The following is a 16,026-nucleotide window of genomic DNA, read 5'->3' as shown; positions in this document are numbered from 1 at the left end:
CTTCTCTCTACCGCTCGACTTGCATGTGTTAGGCCTGCCGCCAGCGTTCAATCTGAGCCATGATCAAACTCTTCAGTTCAAACATCTTTGGGTTTTTAAGAAACCCTAAACTTGGCTCAGCAATCGTTGGTTACATCTTTGATTTCTCGCGGAGTAACTTGTGATGCTGATAATCTTGTTGACTATCAGTCTGACTCCACAAGCACCCACACGAATTGCTTGATTCAGTTGTTAAAGAGCGGTTGGTTAAGATCTTTCGTCTCAACCGAGGCGCGCATTCTACAGCAGCCTCATTTGCTGTCAAGTGATTATTTTCAGAAGTTTTCAAAGTTTCCTTTGTAACTTCAACCACTTGCGCTTCCGATCTCTCGTTAGCGGGAGGCGAATTCTACAGCGTTACACGCTGCTGTCAACACCTCTTTTTCTCCGCTTTCGACCGAGAAGATCGAACCGTTAATAGGGCTAAACAACACGGCCTTACTAACTCCTTCTGGGCTTCGATGACCTGAAGCAACTCGCTGTCGAAACTTACATAACTCTTTGTTTACCAAGGAGTTTTCCGTTTCGACTGCGCCGGAAGTGGGGCGAATTATAGACTTCCAGAATCTGCCGTCAAGGGTTAATTACGCTTTTGTTGCAGAAGATGGTTTTTTAGCAATAAGGCGAGGAATCCGCCGCATTACAGGTGGCACACGCAGCAATAGAAGCAGCGCTCCTATAGATGCATAGATAGCCCACTCCTTTAGATCTGCCCTTACGATCCACAACATGTGCAGTAGGCCAAGCCCGAGAGTCACATAAACCAAGCGATGCAGCTTCTTCCAGCGCGCACCCAGGCGGCGCTGACTGTAGCGGTTTGAGGTGACTGCCAGCACTAATAAAGAAAGGAACCCCAAGGTGCCAACGATAATGTAAGGCCGCTTTCGCAGCTCGACCCCCAACTGCGACCAGTCAAGCCCCAGGATGAACACGCAGTAAGCCGCAAGATGCAAAACCACATACGCAAAGCACCACAGCCCCAGCTGCCGTCGTACAGCAATCCACCCCGCCCAACCACTGAGCTTCTGCAGCGGCGTCATGCCCAGGGTGATCAACAGCAGAATCAAGGTCCCAAGCCCGAGCCGATCCATGAGCACCTTCCCAGGGTCAGGCCCCAGCGCAAAGCTCCAGGCCTCGTACAACCAGAACAGCGGCCACACCGCCGCCGCTATAAAGACGCCGATGCGCCAGATCGGATAGCGCATCAATAATTCTTCCGCAGATCAAGGCCCGTATATAGAGAGGCGACCTCATCGGAGTAGCCGTTGAACATTTGCGTCTCACGCACATTGGGACTGAACAGCCCACTGGGCAAACGCCGCTCCCGCGCCTGGGTCCAGCGCGGATGGTCGACAGTGGGATTCACGTTCGCGTAAAACCCATACTCACTCGCCGCAATGCTTTGCCAGGTGGTTTTCGGCTGTTCGCTGACGAGGCTGATGCGCACGATCGACTTCACGCTCTTGAATCCATACTTCCATGGCACCACCAACCGCAACGGGGCACCATTCTGATTTGGCAACTCCCGCCCATACATGCCCACCGCCAGGATCGCCAGGGGATTCATCGCCTCATCCAATCGCAGCCCTTCGACATAAGGCCAATCGATCAAGGCAAAGTTGGAGCGCTGCCCCGGCATGCTCTTCGGATCTTGCAGGGTCTCAAAGCGGATGTACTTGGCCTTGGAAGTCGGCTCGACGTGCTTGAGCAATTCCGAAATAGGAAATCCTATCCACGGAATGACCATCGACCACGCCTCTACACAGCGCAGTCGATAGATTCGCTCTTCCAGTTGATACGGTTTCATGAAGTCTTCAAGCGCGTAACGCCCGGGCTTGGCGACTTCCCCATCAATCACCACACTCCATGGCTCGGTCTTGAGCGAACCGGCATTGGCCGCAGGGTCGCCCTTGTCCGTACCAAACTCATAGAAGTTGTTGTAGTGGGTCGCGTCCTTGAACGGAGTGATCGCCTCATCCTTGACCGTAACCGCCTGCCATTTTGTGCCGGGCAGCTTTTCGGCAAACCATCCGGGCGCCTTGCCCGGCTCGACATCCGTGTAACGCGCAGCATCATCCGCACTGGCCCAACGCGGCAGGCTGCTGGCAGCAAGGCCGGCAAGCGCACCACCGAGCAAGCTGCGGCGAGAGAAATAGAGGGATTCAGGCGTGACGTCCGATTCTTGGCAATCAGACGCTTTGGGAAACTTGATTAACATGGCAACTCCGCAGCTTTGGAGGACAGATGCACCAATAGACTGCGGAGTATGGGGGAAATTACATTAAGGCAACGTTTTGCGCTGACGAAGATGCAGCAAGTACTGCACCGGACCGGACGCGGCATAGACCAGGAACGCCAACAGCAGGATTCGCGGCGGGTCACTGAAGACCACGGCAAACACCAGCACGACCGCCAGGATGGCCACAAACGGCACGCGCCCCTTGAGGTCCAGCTCCTTGAAGCTGTTGTACTTGATGTTGCTGACCATCAGCATGCCGGCCGCCGCAACCATCAAGGCCACGAGGAATGACATCTTCGAGCCCTGGATACCATAGTCGCTGAATGCCCAGACAATACCGGCTACCACCCCCGCCGCAGCCGGGCTGGCCAGGCCAATGAAGTAGCGCTTGTCGGCAGTCCCTACCTGGGTATTGAAGCGTGCCAGACGCAATGCCGCGCCAGCCACATAGATGAAGGCGACCATCCAGCCGACTTTGCCCATGTCACCCAGCGCCCAGGCGAATGCGAGCAACGCCGGCGCCACACCAAAGGCAACCATGTCCGACAGCGAGTCATACTCGGCGCCGAAGGCACTCTGGGTATTGGTCATGCGCGCCACGCGCCCATCCAGGCCATCAAGGACCATGGCGACGAAGATCGCAATCGCGGCGAAACCAAAATACTTGCTGGCCCCGGCAGCATCGCCGGCCGCCAATGCACTCTGGGCGCTCATGGAATTGATGATGGAGTAGAACCCTGCGAACAGGTTCGCGGTGGTGAACAGATTGGGCAGAAGATAGATGCCACGATGCCGGACTTTACGGCCTTCAGCATCGTGCCCCTCTTCGACATGCTCATCGATCGGTAGCAGGCTTTCGGCGTCAGAGGCCTGGTTTGGCTCTTCGGGACGTTCGCTCATGGACTTTACCTTGCAACGGTGTGAAAAATTTCGACAGAAACTTGCGGCGAGTGTTCGCCCGCAAACGATGCAGCTTTATACCAGAACCTGCCCCGCAAACGAAAAAACGCGGCCTAAGCCGCGTTTTCCCTTGATACGTACGACTTAGTTTTTGGCTTTGTCGACGATCTTGTTGGCACCGATCCACGGCATCATGGAGCGCAGTTGCTCGCCGATGATTTCGATACCGTGAGCGGCGTTGTTACGACGCTTGGCGGTCATCGAAGGGTAGCCGGTTGCGCCTTCGCTGATGAACATTTTGGCGTATTCGCCGTCCTGAATACGTTTCAGGGCATTGCGCATGGCCTGACGGGACTCGGCGTTGATCACTTCCGGGCCAGTCACGTACTCGCCGTATTCGGCGTTGTTGGAGATCGAATAGTTCATGTTGGCGATACCGCCTTCGTACATGAGGTCAACGATCAGCTTCAGTTCGTGCAAGCATTCGAAGTAGGCCATTTCCGGCGCGTAGCCAGCTTCAACCAGGGTTTCGAAACCGGCTTTGACCAATTCAACAGTACCGCCGCACAGAACGGCTTGTTCGCCGAACAGGTCGGTTTCAGTCTCGTCCTTGAAGGTGGTTTCGATGATGCCGGTACGACCGCCACCAACGCCAGCAGCGTAGGACAGTGCAACGTTCTTGGCGTTGCCCGAGGCGTCCTGGTAGATCGCGATCAGGTCAGGGATACCGCCGCCTTTGACGAACTCGGAACGCACGGTGTGGCCCGGTGCTTTCGGCGCGATCATGATCACGTCGAGGTCAGCGCGCGGCACAACCTGGTTGTAGTGGATCGCGAAGCCGTGGGAGAAGGCCAGGGTGGCGCCTTTCTTGATGTTCGGCTCGATTTCGTTCTTGTACAGCGCGGACTGGAACTCGTCCGGGGTCAGGATCATGACCAGGTCGGCAGCAGCAACAGCGGAAGCAACGTCAGTCACTTTCAGGCCGTGAGCTTCAGCCTTGGCAACAGTGGCCGAGCCTTTACGCAGGCCAACAGTCACGTCAACGCCGGAATCTTTCAGGTTGCACGCTTGAGCGTGGCCCTGGGAACCGTAGCCGATGATGGCGACTTTTTTGCCCTGGATGATCGACAGGTCACAATCTTTATCGTAATAAACTTTCATGAGGTTCCTCTATATATCCAGGCCGTTTAAGGCCATTCGCTAAATTTGAGTTAGATGCTGAGTACTTTGTCGCCACGAGCAATCCCGGTAACGCCACTGCGTACAGTTTCCAGAATCGAGGCCGTCCCGATCGACTGGATGAAGCTGTCCAGCTTGTCGCTTGTACCGGTCAGTTGAACGGTATAAACGCTGGCGCTCACATCGACGATCTGCCCGCGATAAATGTCAGTAGTGCGCTTGATCTCGGCTCGTTGGGCCCCCGTGGCCTTGACCTTAACCAACATCAGCTCACGCTCGATGTGGGCACTTTCCGACAAGTCGACCAACTTGACCACTTCGATCAGCTTGTTGAGGTTTTTGGTGATCTGCTCGATCACCTCATCATGGCCAACGGTGGTCAACGTCAGGCGCGACAAGGTCGGGTCTTCGGTCGGCGCCACAGTCAGGCTTTCGATGTTGTAGTTACGTTGCGAAAACAGGCCGACCACACGAGACAGAGCGCCCGGTTCGTTCTCCAGAAGCAGGGAGATAATGTGCCGCATGATTAGGTACGCTCCGTCTTGTTCAGCCACATATCGCGCATGGAGCCGTCTTTGATCTGCATCGGGTAGACGTGCTCGCTGGTGTCGACCTGAATATCAAGGAACACCAGGCGGTCCTTCATGGCGAACGCCTCTTCCATCATCGGCTTCAAATCCTTCAAATCGGTGATGCGCATGCCGACATGCCCATAGGCTTCAACCAATTTGACGAAATCAGGCAGAGACTCCATGTAGGAATGGGAATGACGGCTGCCGTAGCTCATGTCCTGCCACTGGCGAACCATGCCCAGTACGCCGTTGTTCAGGCAGACGATCTTCACCGGCAGACCATATTGCAGGCAGGTCGACAGTTCCTGGATGTTCATCTGGATACTGCCTTCGCCGGTGACGCACGCAACGTCAGTATCCGGGAAGCTCAGCTTCACACCCATGGCCGCAGGGAAACCAAAGCCCATCGTGCCCAGGCCACCGGAGTTGATCCAGCGGTTAGGCTTGTCGAACTTGTAGTACTGCGCCGCGAACATCTGGTGCTGGCCCACGTCGGAGGTCACAAAGGCATCGCCCTTGGTCACTTCGCACAGGGTCTCGATCACGGTCTGTGGCTTGATCACGCTGCCGTCGCCCTTGTCGTAAGGGAACAGGCCGCGGTCACCGCGCCACTCATCGATCTGCTTCCACCAACTGGCAACGGAGTCCTTGTTCGGGGCTTCGCCGATTTCCTTCAGCGCAGCGACCATTTCAGTCAGCACGCTTTCCACAGGACCTACGATAGGCACGTCGGCCTTGATGGTCTTGGAGATGGATGCCGGGTCGATGTCGATGTGAATGATCTTGGCATTCGGGCAAAACTTGCTCGCGCCATTGATCACCCGGTCATCGAACCGCGCACCGACGGCGAGGATCACGTCAGCATGGTGCATGGCCAGGTTGGCGGTGTAGCTGCCGTGCATGCCGAGCATGCCGACGAACTGACGGTCCGAACCCGGGAAAGCACCGAGCCCCATCAAGGTGTTGGTAACTGGCAGGTTGAGCATTTTGGCCAGTTCGGTCAGCGGTGCAGAACCGCCGCCCAGAATCACGCCACCACCCGAGTAGAGCACCGGACGCTTGGCCGCCAACAGCATTTCTGCCGCCTTGCGGATTTGCCCCGAGTGCCCGCGAACGGCCGGGCTGTAGGAACGCAGCTTGGCTTTCTTGGGGAAGATGTATTCGAACTTTTCAGCCGGGTTGGTCATGTCTTTCGGGATATCGACCACCACAGGACCCGGGCGACCGGACTGTGCGAGGTAGAACGCCTTTTTCATGACTTCCGGGATTTCCGAGGCATGCTTGATCATGAAGCTGTGTTTCACGATCGGCCGGGAGATACCGATCATGTCGGTTTCCTGGAATGCGTCGGTACCAACCATGGTGCTCGCCACCTGGCCGGAAATGATCACCATCGGGATGGAGTCCATATAAGCCGTCGCGATGCCGGTGATGGCATTGGTCGCGCCAGGGCCGGAAGTCACCAGTACTACACCGGCTTTACCGGTGGCACGGGCGTAACCGTCAGCCATATGGGTAGCAGCTTGTTCGTGGCGAACCAGGATGTGGGTAACAGCCGGTTCCTTGAACAGTGCGTCGTAGACATGCAGCAGAGCACCGCCTGGGTACCCGTAGATATAGTCGACGCCTTCGTCACGCAAAAAGCGGACGAGCATCTCACCGCCAGATAAAAGCTCCACGTTGTTCACCTCTAAAACGCCAGAATACCGTCCGTTGAAAACCGACGGGTCTTAATAGGTTTACTTCTCAGCAGAGCATGAGCGACGGTGGTCGCCGACTACGTCAGCACTGACTGAGCAAGTATTGGGAGCGTCCCAAGTGTTGCGGGATTTTCCCACCCAGCGCGAGGTAACGCGTTGCGGGTGTAACAGGTCGGCGCGGGTGTGCGCCTCATGATCTGCTGAGTGGGTCTGCTTCTGGCAGTCCCTCTACAGCGGACTTTGGATTCTTCTGTTTCAGCCCCTTCAAGTCAAGTAATAATTGCGCTTTTTTCCAACTAAGCGCATGAGAACGTAGAAGAAAGGGGCTTGAGGAGGGATAAAACTCGCCTGAATGGCGCAAAGCGGTAGAAATATGCGCAAGACTGCCGGAAAAACCGGCAGCCAGGCAATTAACGAGCGTCGACGATCAATTGATCGAACTTTTTCAGCGCAGTCCGCAGGCCAAGGCTCTCAAGCGGCCGATCGGCATAAACCATCTCGGCCATCTCCAGAATCCCCGACGCATTGGGCAATGGCAGGTCCTGCTCAAGGATTTGCTTCATCCGTGTCAGGAAAATCCATTGCAGCCACTGGTGAAAGTCCAGGGTGTCGACGGAAAAGGGTTCAACACTGCTCAAGGCTTCAGCACTGGGGGACACTTCGTCCCACCAGCCCTGCAAGCGCAGTTCGCGCTCGATCAACAACAACTGTTCGGCAATGGCCGGAAAGCGTGCATCCATCAGAGGCTTACCTTGGCTTTTTGACGGGCCTGGGCCGCACCGGCAGCATCGCCTTGCTTCTCACGGGCATCGCCGATCAGGCTCCACAGGCTGGCCTGCAGATCAGGACGGCCATTGGCCAGGGTCAGGCCGCGACGGGCAAATTGTTCAGCCTGCGGGGCATCGCCTTGAGCCATGCGAACCTGAGCCAGGCGGTAAAGCACCTGCGGCTCACGGGGAGCCACGCGCTGAGCGCGCTCAAGGCTCGACGATGCACCGTTCAAATCGCCACCCGATTGCTGCTGTTGGGCAGTGGTGAGCAACGCCAGCACCGGGCCATCCAACTGCTCATCAGCGGACAGCCCACCGGCGCTGCTGGCAGAAGGGATTCCGCTCGGCGTCGACGGCATGTTGTAGGTACCCTGGTTAATCGGTGCCGTTTGAATCGGCGTGGAGTCGATCGGGCCCGACGTACTCGGGCCAGGCGTCCATGGCTGCGTACTGATCGGAGCTGAGGTAGCTGCGCCGCCGCCCGGGATCATGACCACTACACCCGAATCCTGGGGCACGGCTTGCGCCTGAGGCCGGGCCTGGGCAGGACGGTTGGTGACGGTTTGACGGAAGCCACCATTGGCAGAAATCCGGTCGTTGTTGGACACCGTTGTGCTGGAATCCACCACCGGAATAGAGCCCCGCTCCACGCTGGCGCAACCACCGAGCAATGCCAAAACTGTAATAGCTGGAATCAACAACTTGTTCACGTGAAACCCTCTTTGCTTAATTCATCCAGCCCTTGACCCAATCCATCACCGATTCAGCGCTGGCGGGCGCACTGGCACCGCACGCGGTACCGGGTGGCGGTTCGCTGCCGCGAATATACGGCATCTGAACCGCACCCGGACAGTTGGCATCGGAACCCTGGCCGGTATGCGGATCGATCCAGGCCTGGACGATATTGTCCGGCTGCGGCATGTTCAGCGGCAATGGGTCGGCCTTCTTCATGAAACTGGTCCATACCTGCAACGCGCCGGTGGCACCGGTAAACGGTGTTTTACCGTTGTCATCGCGTCCGAGCCAGACCACCGCCAGCAGATCCTGGCTGAAACCGGCGAACCAGCTGTCCCGCGAATCGTTACTGGTCCCGCTCTTGCCGGCCAGCGTCAGGTTGGCTGGCAGCACGTTGTAGGCCGAGCGCCCTGTACCTTCGCGCATCACGCGCTGCATGGCGTTCTGGATCAGGTAGATCGAGGCCGGGTCAAAGCGCTGTTGAATCTGGAACGGATAACGCTTGAGCGGTTCGCCTTCGGCCGTCAACACGCTACGAATTCCGCGCATCGGTGTATTGAAGCCACCGTTGGCCAGGGTCTGGTACATGGTCGCCACTTCCATTGGACTCATCGCACCCGCACCCAACAGCATCGACGGGAACGCCGGGAACTCACGAGTGATGCCCAAACGACCGAGCGTCTTGAGAACATTCGGCACGCCAAGCTCGAGACCAAGGCGGGAGGTCGAGATGTTGTAGGAATGCGCCAAGCCCTGGTACAGGAAAATCGTACCGTGGGAGCGACGATCAAAGTTATGCGGCGTCCACATCTGGCCATCAGCCCCTTTGACCGACAACGGGTCATCGGACAGCCAACTGGTCAGCGTGTACTTGCTCGGTTTTTCCAACGCCGTCAGGTACACCGCCGGCTTAACCAGCGAGCCAATCGGCCGCACCGCGTCCAGCGCCCGGTTGAACCCGGCAAAGCTGGCCTGGCGACTGCCGATCATGGCCTGGACTTCACCGGTTTCCGGGTTGGTCACCACCATCGCGGCCTCGACGTCGTCGGAGCCTTTACGGCCTGCCAGGCGTTTGAAGGTATCGTTGACCGAGGCTTCGGCCTTCATCTGCAGGATCGGGTCGAAACTGGTGAAGATCCGCAGGCCTTCTTCGGTCAAGTCTTCGTCGCGGTAGTCTTCACGCAGTTGGCGTTTGACCAGGTCGATGAAGCCCGGGAAGGAACTGTCGGCCAGCTTGCCGCGAGTAGTCACACCCAGTGGCATTTTCTTCGCGGCAGCGACTTGCTCCGGAGTGGCGACACCTTGCTGCTCAAGTACGTCGAGCACCAGGTTACGCCGCTCCAGCGCCCGCTCCGGGTTGCGACGCGGGTTGTAGTAGGACGGCCCCTTGACCATGCCCACCAGCAGCGCCACTTGATGCAGTTTCAACTCGGACAACGGCTGGCCGAAGAAGAACTGGCTGGCCAGACCAAAACCGTGCACCGCACGCTGACCGTCCTGGCCAACGAACACTTCATTGAGGTACGCCTCAAGAATTTCCTGCTTGCTGTAATGCAGCTCCAGCAGCATCGCCATCATGGCTTCGGTCAGCTTTCGGGTCAGGCTGCGTTCGTTGGTCAGGTAGAAGTTCTTGACCAATTGTTGCGTCAGCGTACTGCCGCCCTGGGTCATCTTGCCGCCGGAGGTGTTGACCCAGATGGCACGCGCGATGGACTTGGGCGATACGCCCCAGTGGCTGTAGAAATCCCGGTCTTCCACCGCGATCAGGGTATCCAGCAGGTAAGGCGGCACCTGATCGATCTTGATCAGGATGCGGTCTTCCAGGTTTTTCGGATAAATCCCACCGATCATTAAGGGTTCCAGGCGCACCACCGGCAACTTCGAGCCGTTGAGCGAGGACAGCTCAGCTACGTAGTCGCCAGAGAAACGCACGCGTACCGGCTGGGGTTTTTCCAGGCCTTCATAGAACTGGAAGCCGCGGGTGTTCAAGTCGACGGTGTTACCGCTGACGGCAGCCGCGCCGGGGCCGTTGCTCACGGGTTCGCGGCGATAGCCCAGGGCATCGAGTTCGGTGAGGAAGTCTTCCTTACTCAGCTTCTGGCCAGTGAACAGTTCCAGCGGGCGCGCGTATACCTTGGCCGGAATGGTCCAGCGCTTGCCGGAGAACTTCTCCTGGACCACGGCATCGAGGTAAACCGCGAAGCCGGCGATCACGACAAGCCCTACCAGGCCGAGCTTAAGCGCCCAGCCCAGCCAAGGGCGCAGGCCGCGGGAAGGAGGTTTTTTACGGGAACGGGGAGATCGGGTACGAGTCATGGCGGCGGATTATACGCACTTTATTGATGACCAACATGAGCCGGACAGCGGTTTGCACGACCGTCTGTAGCAGCCATAATGCCCGCCATGAATTTTCCCAGACTCTGAAGGATCGCCCGTGAGCCAGTCCCTGATTGCAGCCCTGCAAAACCCGGCCCTGTTTCCCCATCCGGTGGATCAGTTCCAAGTCATCGAGACCCATATTTCCTGGGTCCTGCTCACCGGGCCCTATGCTTATAAAATGAAGAAGCCGGTGAATTTCGGCTTCCTCGATTTCACCACCCTGGAAGCCCGCGGCCATTTCTGCAATGAGGAACTGCGCCTCAACCAGCGCCTGACCGATGATTTGTATCTTGAAGTGTTGCCAATCACCGGCAGCGCCGAAGCACCGCAATTGGGTGGCGACGGCCCGGTGGTCGACTATGTACTCAAAATGCGCCAGTTCCCGCAAAGCCAACTGCTTAGCACCCTGCAAGCCAACGGCGAACTGACCAACGCGCACATCGACGAAATGGCCAGGCAGATCGCGCACTTTCACCTGAATGCCCCGAAAGTGCCGGCCACTCACTCCGCCGGCACGCCGCACGACGTCATGGCGCCGGTGCTGCAAAACTTCGAGCAGATCCGCCCGTTCCTCAGCGACAAGGCTGATCTGGCGCAACTGGATGCCTTGCAGGCCTGGGCCGAAAGCAGCTTCGAGCGCCTCAAGCCACTGTTCGAGCAACGCAAGCTCAATGGCTTCACCCGCGAATGCCACGGTGATATCCACCTGGGCAACGCCACCATGATTGATGGCCACGTGGTGATCTTCGATTGCATCGAGTTCAATGAGCCATTCCGCTTCACCGACGTGTATGCCGACACCGGCTTCCTGGCGATGGACCTGGAAGACCGTGGCCTAAAGAGCCTGGCTCGACGCTTCATCAGCCAGTACCTGGAGCTGACCGGCGATTATCAAGGCCTGGAGGTGCTGAACTTCTATAAAGCCTACCGCGCCTTGGTACGCGCCAAGGTCGCACTGTTCAGCATGCCTTCCGAGGCGGACGCGGTGCAGCGTGCTACCACCCTGCGCCAGTACCGCAACTACGCCAACTTGGCGGAAAGCTACAGCACCATCCCATCGCGCTTCCTGGCCATCACCCACGGCGTATCGGCTGTTGGCAAAAGCCATGTGTCCATGCGCCTCGTAGAAGCACTGGGGGCGATTCGCCTGCGTTCGGACGTGGAGCGCAAGCGCCTGTTCGGCGAGCAGAAGGTCGAGAATACGCCGCAGGCCGGGATCTACGCCGCAGACGCCAGCGCCGCCACCTACGCACGCCTGAACGAGATCGCCGACACCGTACTGCGCGCCGGTTTCCCGGTGGTACTGGACGCAACCTTCCTCAAGCGTGAACAACGCGACGCTGCAGCCAAGATCGCCGAGGCCACCGGCGCACCGTTCCTGATCCTCGACTGCAATGCGCCACAGGCTGTCATCGCTGCTTGGCTGGCACAGCGTCAGGCGGACAAGAACGATCCTTCCGACGCCACCCTGACCATCATCGAAGAGCAGCAGTCCACCCGTGATCCACTCGGCGCTGAGGAGCTGCTGCTGAGCAAACGCGTGGAAACCAATGAAAGCGGAACCCTGGACGCGTTGGTGGCACATATTCGCCAGCGCCTGCCGGGACTGTAAGAAATATTTCTTGGTCGTGTAGCCCTCCGGGGCTCACGGCCGAGAAATAGTGGCACTATAATGGCGTCATAATTCCAACACGGGAGTCGCCATTGTGAGCCATCCGAAGCTACTTGATACCCCGCTGTACGCGCTTCTGCATAAAGATGACATCCGCGGCTTCAACCAAGAGCGTCCGAAAGACGGCACCATCGATATGCGCGGTGGCGACTTTCGCGGCCTGGACCTGCGCGACCTGAATGCCGAGGGCGTGGATTTCACCGACGCTTATTTCCGCTCCGCCGACTTGCGCGGCCTGGATTTACGCGACAGCCCACTGGAAGGCGCGAGTCTGGCGCATGCCCAGATCTCAGGCACTTATTTCCCACCTGAGTTGAGCGCTGACGAGATCCTGATGTCCGTCAATTTCGGCACGCGCTTGCGCTACCGCACACGGTAAAACCGCTGCATTGCCTCCCGGCCACGCACAAGGCGTGCCGGGGGCCTCACCCTTTCCTATGCCAAAATCCACTCCTGCCTTAGAAGCTTTTTGGTCGTTGCCGACCAAAGAACTACGCTTTTCCTACTGAGCGCTACACTCCTTTCAGGCTTGCCTGGTCACGATACCCACCGAACCATTCGGCCGTCGCAAGGAGGCTTGATGAATGATGAGCTGCAACACCTGAAAAACCTTGGCAAGACGTCGGCGCAATGGCTGCATGCGGTGGGCATCCACAGTGCGTCCGACCTACGCCGCCTGGGGGCAGTCGACGCGTACCGTGCCGTACGCACCCGCGGTTTCAGGGCATCCAAAGTGTTGTTGTATGCCATTGAAGGTGCGCTGATGGATGTGCACTGGAATGACATTCCCGCTGAACGCAAGGAGGCTTTGAACCGTCAGCTGGACGCTCTTTCGGCACGCCAAAAGAATTGAGACGGCAACTTTCACCACTGTTTCCGGGGACTCCAAACGAATGTTTGAGGAAATTTGAAGAGGTCGGGAAAACAAATGTTGACTCTCAAATGAGAATCGTTATGATTATCACAACTGATCGCGAGATCAGCCGATAACTGAAAGACCATTGGTTCGGACTCTCAGATTATCTCCTCATCAGGCTAATCACGGTTATTTGACCCGGCTCTTGCCGGGTCTTTTTTTGTCTATAAAAAGCTCAGCGCGCAATGATTAACGGATGGCCGCGCTCCGGATGCGGCTGCACCAACACATCGAGCCCGAATACCGCCTTCAGTGGCTCAGGCCGAAACACTTGTGCCGGTGTATCCAGCGCATGGGGCCGACCATCCTCCAGCAACAGGATGCGATCACAGTAGCGCGCCGCCAGGTTCAGGTCGTGAAGGATCACCAGCACCGCAGCACCGCGGTCGGCAAAGCTGCGGATCGCCTGCAAGGTCGTGTGCTGGTGCAGCGGATCAAGCATCGACGTCGGCTCATCCAGCAACAAGGTCTGCCCCGCCTCACCCGGCCATAGCTGCGCCAGCACCCGTGCAAGGTGCACCCGCTGCCGTTCGCCGCCCGACAACGCCAGATAGCTGCGCCCGCTCAAGTGGCCGACGTCGGCAGCCTGCAAGGCGGCGTTGATGATTTCATCGTCACGCACCCGGCCCGTCTGATGAGGCAAGCGACCCATGCCCACAACCTCTTCGACGCGAAAGGCAAAGTCCAGGGTCGAGGTCTGCGGCAATACCGCAAGGCGCTGGGCACGCTGCGCTCCGCCCCAGTCCTTCAACTCACGCTGATCCAGCCACACACGGCCTTGGTCGGGTTGCAACTCACCGCATAACGCACCAAGCAATGTACTTTTCCCCGCACCGTTGGGGCCCAACACGCCGAGCACTTCACCTGGCAGCAGGTCCAGGGTGACGTCCGCCAACACGGTTTTGCGCCCACGGCGGATCTGCAGGTCTTCTACTCGCAGCATCAGGCGCGCCCTCGCAACAACAGGTAGAGAAAAAACGGCGCACCGATAAACGCGGTAACAATGCCGATCGGCAATTCCGCCGGCGCCAAGGCCAGGCGCGCCACCAGATCAGCAAACAACAGCAAACTCGCCCCCGCCAGCACCGAGGCTGGCAGCAGCACCCGGTGATCCGGCCCCGCCAGCAGGCGCACCAGATGCGGCACTACCAGCCCGACAAAGCCAATCATCCCCGCCGCTGCCACCGCCGCGCCTACCCCCAATGCAGTGCAGAACACCAGCTCGCGCTTGAGGCCTTCAACATCAATGCCCAAGTGGCTGGCTTCCGACTCACCCAGCAGGAGTGCATTCAGCGCCTTGGCCCGGCGCGGCAGCCAAAGGGCGACGCCAGCGCTGACCAACAGCAGCGGCCATAACCGCGAGTAGCTGGCGCCATTCAGACTGCCCAGGTTCCAGAACGTCAGGGTGCGCAAGGTGGCGTCATCCGCCAGGTAGGTGAACAGGCCCACCGCCGAACTGGCGAGCGCCGTCAGGGCGATCCCCGCCAGCAACATGGTCGCGACATTGGTTTGGCCGTTGCGTCGACCCAGGCGATAGACCAGCGCTGTTACCCCCAAACCACCGAGGAAAGCACACAGCGACAGCAGATAAGGCCCAAAGGCATCCGGTAATCCGCCAAAAAACGAACCACCGACAATCGCAATCGCCGCGCCCAACGCCGCACCGCTGGAAACCCCGACCAGCCCGGGATCAGCCAAGGGATTACGAAACAGCCCCTGCATTGCAACGCCGGAAAGTGCCAGAACCCCGCCGACGGCCAGGCCCAGCAACGTACGCGGCAGACGAATCTGCCCGAGGATCAACTCCGCCTGCTCCAGGCCTTGGGTCTCGATTGGCACACCCATCAAACGTAAGGCTGCCCGCAGTGTGTCCATCAACGGCAAGCTGACCGGCCCCAGGGCCAATGACAACCAGATCGCCAATACACACAGCAGACTCAGGCCGATAAACAGGGTTCGCGGTTTAACCAGAGTGGTCATGGGGCGGTTTTAGCCTGGGACGGATAGAACCCGGCAGACAGCTTCACCAGGCTTTGCGGCAAGCGCGGCCCAAGCCCGCCCACCAGCAGCGTCGGGTCCAACTCGTAGACACGACCGTTCTTGGCCGCCGGCGTCGAAGCCAGGATCGGGTTCTCCTTGAACAGCGCGGCGCGGGCCGCATCCCCCGTCAAAGCGCGATCGGCAAACACCAGTACCTCGGGATTGAGCCCCGCCAGCGACTCCACGGAAAACGGTTTGTAACCCTTGTGGGTCGCCAGGTTATGGCCACCAGCCTGCTGCAACATCCAGTCAGCCGCCGTGTCTTTGCCGGCGATCAGCGGTTTGCCGCCAGCATGTCCCAGCAACAACAGGACGCCAGGCGCCTTTTGAGCGGATTGGGCCTTGGTCACCCAGTTCTTTTGTTGATCAAGTTGTTGCTGATAGTCGCTGAACAGCTCGGCAGCCTTCGCTTCGCTGCCCAGCAGCTTGCCCAGATGCTGAAGGTTGCCTTGCAGGGTCGGCAAATCCGGCTCAGCCGAAAACAGCTCCACTTTCACACCGGCGTTGCGGATTTGCGCCAGCACCGGCGGCGGCCCCATCTCCTCGGTGCCCACCAGGATCTGCGGACTCAGGCTCAGAATGCCTTCCGCCGACAACTGCCGTTGGTAACCAATGCTCGGCAACGCCTTGAGGGATTCAGGATGCTGGCTGGTGGTATCCACACCCACCAACTTTGATTCACCGCCCAGAGCCGTCACCCACTCCGACAACGCACCACCAGCACTGACCCAGCGTTGTGGCAGTTCAGAGGCCTGGGCCCCAGCGTTGACCAACAGTCCGACAACGAGCGCAATAGCGCTGGCACTCAAGCGCATAAAAGGGTTTCCTTCCAAGGGGTGGGCCCGCCGAAACACTCGCAATGTGACAGATCAACACTGCCGAACA

Annotated in this window: 15 protein-coding genes and 1 rRNA gene; 3 read left to right on the top strand and 13 right to left on the bottom strand. The window is 58.5% G+C overall.

Annotated features, from left to right (window positions below; translation table 11 throughout):
• The 10 genes from D109_RS01000000132050 to mrcB form a co-directional block, all read right to left on the bottom strand.
• A 16S ribosomal RNA gene (locus tag D109_RS01000000132050) occupies positions 1 to 79 on the bottom strand; the annotation flags it as partial.
• Positions 80 to 623: 544 nt separating this feature from the next.
• On the bottom strand, positions 624 to 1,244 hold the full coding sequence (gene msrQ, locus D109_RS0120955; protein WP_017478594.1) for a protein-methionine-sulfoxide reductase heme-binding subunit MsrQ: 621 nt from the start codon (positions 1,242 to 1,244) through the stop codon (positions 624 to 626).
• Positions 1,244 to 2,257, bottom strand: coding sequence for a protein-methionine-sulfoxide reductase catalytic subunit MsrP (gene msrP / locus D109_RS0120950; RefSeq protein WP_017478593.1), 1,014 nt, complete (start codon positions 2,255 to 2,257; stop codon positions 1,244 to 1,246). The genes msrQ and msrP overlap by 1 nt, the downstream gene beginning before the upstream one ends.
• Positions 2,258 to 2,320: 63 nt before the next feature.
• Positions 2,321 to 3,178 carry a CDP-diacylglycerol--serine O-phosphatidyltransferase gene (gene pssA / locus D109_RS0120945; protein WP_003212123.1) on the bottom strand — a complete coding sequence of 286 codons (858 nt, stop codon included), beginning with the start codon at positions 3,176 to 3,178 and terminating at the stop codon, positions 2,321 to 2,323.
• A 144-nt stretch (positions 3,179 to 3,322) separates the two neighbouring features.
• Complete coding sequence (gene ilvC / locus D109_RS0120940) at positions 3,323 to 4,339, bottom strand: ketol-acid reductoisomerase (RefSeq protein ID WP_003212125.1); 1,017 nt, start codon at positions 4,337 to 4,339, stop codon at positions 3,323 to 3,325.
• A 50-nt stretch (positions 4,340 to 4,389) separates the two neighbouring features.
• Positions 4,390 to 4,881: an acetolactate synthase small subunit gene (gene ilvN, locus D109_RS0120935; RefSeq protein ID WP_003176102.1), complete on the bottom strand. Its 492-nt coding sequence runs from the start codon at positions 4,879 to 4,881 to the stop codon at positions 4,390 to 4,392.
• A gap of 2 nt (positions 4,882 to 4,883) precedes the next feature.
• The gene (locus D109_RS0120930; protein ID WP_003212127.1) at positions 4,884 to 6,608 is read right to left on the bottom strand and encodes an acetolactate synthase 3 large subunit; all 1,725 of its coding nucleotides are present in this window, start codon (positions 6,606 to 6,608) and stop codon (positions 4,884 to 4,886) included.
• Positions 6,609 to 7,039: 431 nt separating this feature from the next.
• Positions 7,040 to 7,369, bottom strand: a complete 330-nt coding sequence (locus D109_RS0120925; protein WP_003212129.1) for a YqcC family protein — start codon at positions 7,367 to 7,369, stop codon at positions 7,040 to 7,042.
• Positions 7,369 to 8,109, bottom strand: coding sequence for a M48 family metallopeptidase (locus D109_RS0120920; RefSeq protein WP_017478591.1), 741 nt, complete (start codon positions 8,107 to 8,109; stop codon positions 7,369 to 7,371). Before D109_RS0120920 ends, D109_RS0120925 begins: the two co-directional genes overlap by 1 nt.
• A 16-nt stretch (positions 8,110 to 8,125) precedes the next feature.
• Positions 8,126 to 10,450: a penicillin-binding protein 1B gene (mrcB, locus tag D109_RS0120915; RefSeq protein WP_026078120.1), complete on the bottom strand. Its 2,325-nt coding sequence runs from the start codon at positions 10,448 to 10,450 to the stop codon at positions 8,126 to 8,128.
• A gap of 118 nt (positions 10,451 to 10,568) precedes the next feature.
• Between mrcB and D109_RS0120910 the strand changes: the two genes are divergently transcribed.
• The 3 genes from D109_RS0120910 (at position 10,569) to D109_RS0120900 (ending at position 13,038) form a co-directional block, all read left to right on the top strand.
• The gene (locus D109_RS0120910; protein ID WP_017478589.1) at positions 10,569 to 12,125 is read left to right on the top strand and encodes a bifunctional aminoglycoside phosphotransferase/ATP-binding protein; all 1,557 of its coding nucleotides are present in this window, start codon (positions 10,569 to 10,571) and stop codon (positions 12,123 to 12,125) included.
• A 94-nt stretch (positions 12,126 to 12,219) separates the two neighbouring features.
• Entirely contained in the window at positions 12,220 to 12,564 is a 345-nt protein-coding gene (locus D109_RS0120905) for a pentapeptide repeat-containing protein (RefSeq protein ID WP_017478588.1), read from the top strand.
• Between the two features lie 201 nt (positions 12,565 to 12,765).
• The gene (locus D109_RS0120900) at positions 12,766 to 13,038 is read left to right on the top strand and encodes a TfoX/Sxy family protein (protein ID WP_010206563.1); all 273 of its coding nucleotides are present in this window, start codon (positions 12,766 to 12,768) and stop codon (positions 13,036 to 13,038) included.
• A 238-nt stretch (positions 13,039 to 13,276) separates the two neighbouring features.
• On the opposite strand, the gene D109_RS0120895 is transcribed toward D109_RS0120900, so the two are convergent.
• Genes D109_RS0120895 through D109_RS0120885 form a run of 3 tightly spaced genes read right to left on the bottom strand, consistent with a single transcriptional unit; the run spans position 13,277 to position 15,956 of the window.
• On the bottom strand, positions 13,277 to 14,044 hold the full coding sequence (locus D109_RS0120895; RefSeq protein WP_017478587.1) for a heme ABC transporter ATP-binding protein: 768 nt from the start codon (positions 14,042 to 14,044) through the stop codon (positions 13,277 to 13,279).
• The gene (locus tag D109_RS0120890) at positions 14,044 to 15,081 is read right to left on the bottom strand and encodes an iron ABC transporter permease (RefSeq protein ID WP_017478586.1); all 1,038 of its coding nucleotides are present in this window, start codon (positions 15,079 to 15,081) and stop codon (positions 14,044 to 14,046) included. The genes D109_RS0120895 and D109_RS0120890 overlap by 1 nt, the downstream gene beginning before the upstream one ends.
• A complete protein-coding gene (locus tag D109_RS0120885) occupies positions 15,078 to 15,956 on the bottom strand; it encodes a hemin ABC transporter substrate-binding protein (protein ID WP_017478585.1) in 879 nt (292 codons plus the stop codon). The genes D109_RS0120890 and D109_RS0120885 overlap by 4 nt, the downstream gene beginning before the upstream one ends.
• Between the last annotated feature and the right edge of the window lie 70 nt (positions 15,957 to 16,026).

This window comes from Pseudomonas sp. PAMC 26793 (assembly GCF_000313235.1).
Classification (GTDB): domain Bacteria; phylum Pseudomonadota; class Gammaproteobacteria; order Pseudomonadales; family Pseudomonadaceae; genus Aquipseudomonas; species Aquipseudomonas yamanorum.
The sequence above is the reverse complement of the archived record's forward strand: the minus strand, read 5'-3'. Positions and strand labels throughout refer to the sequence as shown.

Excerpts from the sequence above, each read along its gene's own strand:
- msrQ (WP_017478594.1), bottom strand. The coding sequence starts at position 1,244 with ATGCGCTATCCGATCTGGCGCATCGGCGTCTTTATAGCGGCGGCGGTG.
- msrP (WP_017478593.1), bottom strand. The coding sequence starts at position 2,257 with ATGTTAATCAAGTTTCCCAAAGCGTCTGATTGCCAAGAATCGGACGTC.
- pssA (WP_003212123.1), bottom strand. The coding sequence starts at position 3,178 with ATGAGCGAACGTCCCGAAGAGCCAAACCAGGCCTCTGACGCCGAAAGC.
- ilvC (WP_003212125.1), bottom strand. The coding sequence starts at position 4,339 with ATGAAAGTTTATTACGATAAAGATTGTGACCTGTCGATCATCCAGGGC.
- ilvN (WP_003176102.1), bottom strand. The coding sequence starts at position 4,881 with ATGCGGCACATTATCTCCCTGCTTCTGGAGAACGAACCGGGCGCTCTG.
- D109_RS0120925 (WP_003212129.1), bottom strand. The coding sequence starts at position 7,369 with ATGGATGCACGCTTTCCGGCCATTGCCGAACAGTTGTTGTTGATCGAG.
- mrcB (WP_026078120.1), bottom strand. The coding sequence starts at position 10,450 with ATGACTCGTACCCGATCTCCCCGTTCCCGTAAAAAACCTCCTTCCCGC.
- D109_RS0120900 (WP_010206563.1), top strand. The coding sequence starts at position 12,766 with ATGAATGATGAGCTGCAACACCTGAAAAACCTTGGCAAGACGTCGGCG.
- D109_RS0120895 (WP_017478587.1), bottom strand. The coding sequence starts at position 14,044 with ATGCTGCGAGTAGAAGACCTGCAGATCCGCCGTGGGCGCAAAACCGTG.
- D109_RS0120890 (WP_017478586.1), bottom strand. The coding sequence starts at position 15,081 with ATGACCACTCTGGTTAAACCGCGAACCCTGTTTATCGGCCTGAGTCTG.
- D109_RS0120885 (WP_017478585.1), bottom strand. The coding sequence starts at position 15,956 with ATGCGCTTGAGTGCCAGCGCTATTGCGCTCGTTGTCGGACTGTTGGTC.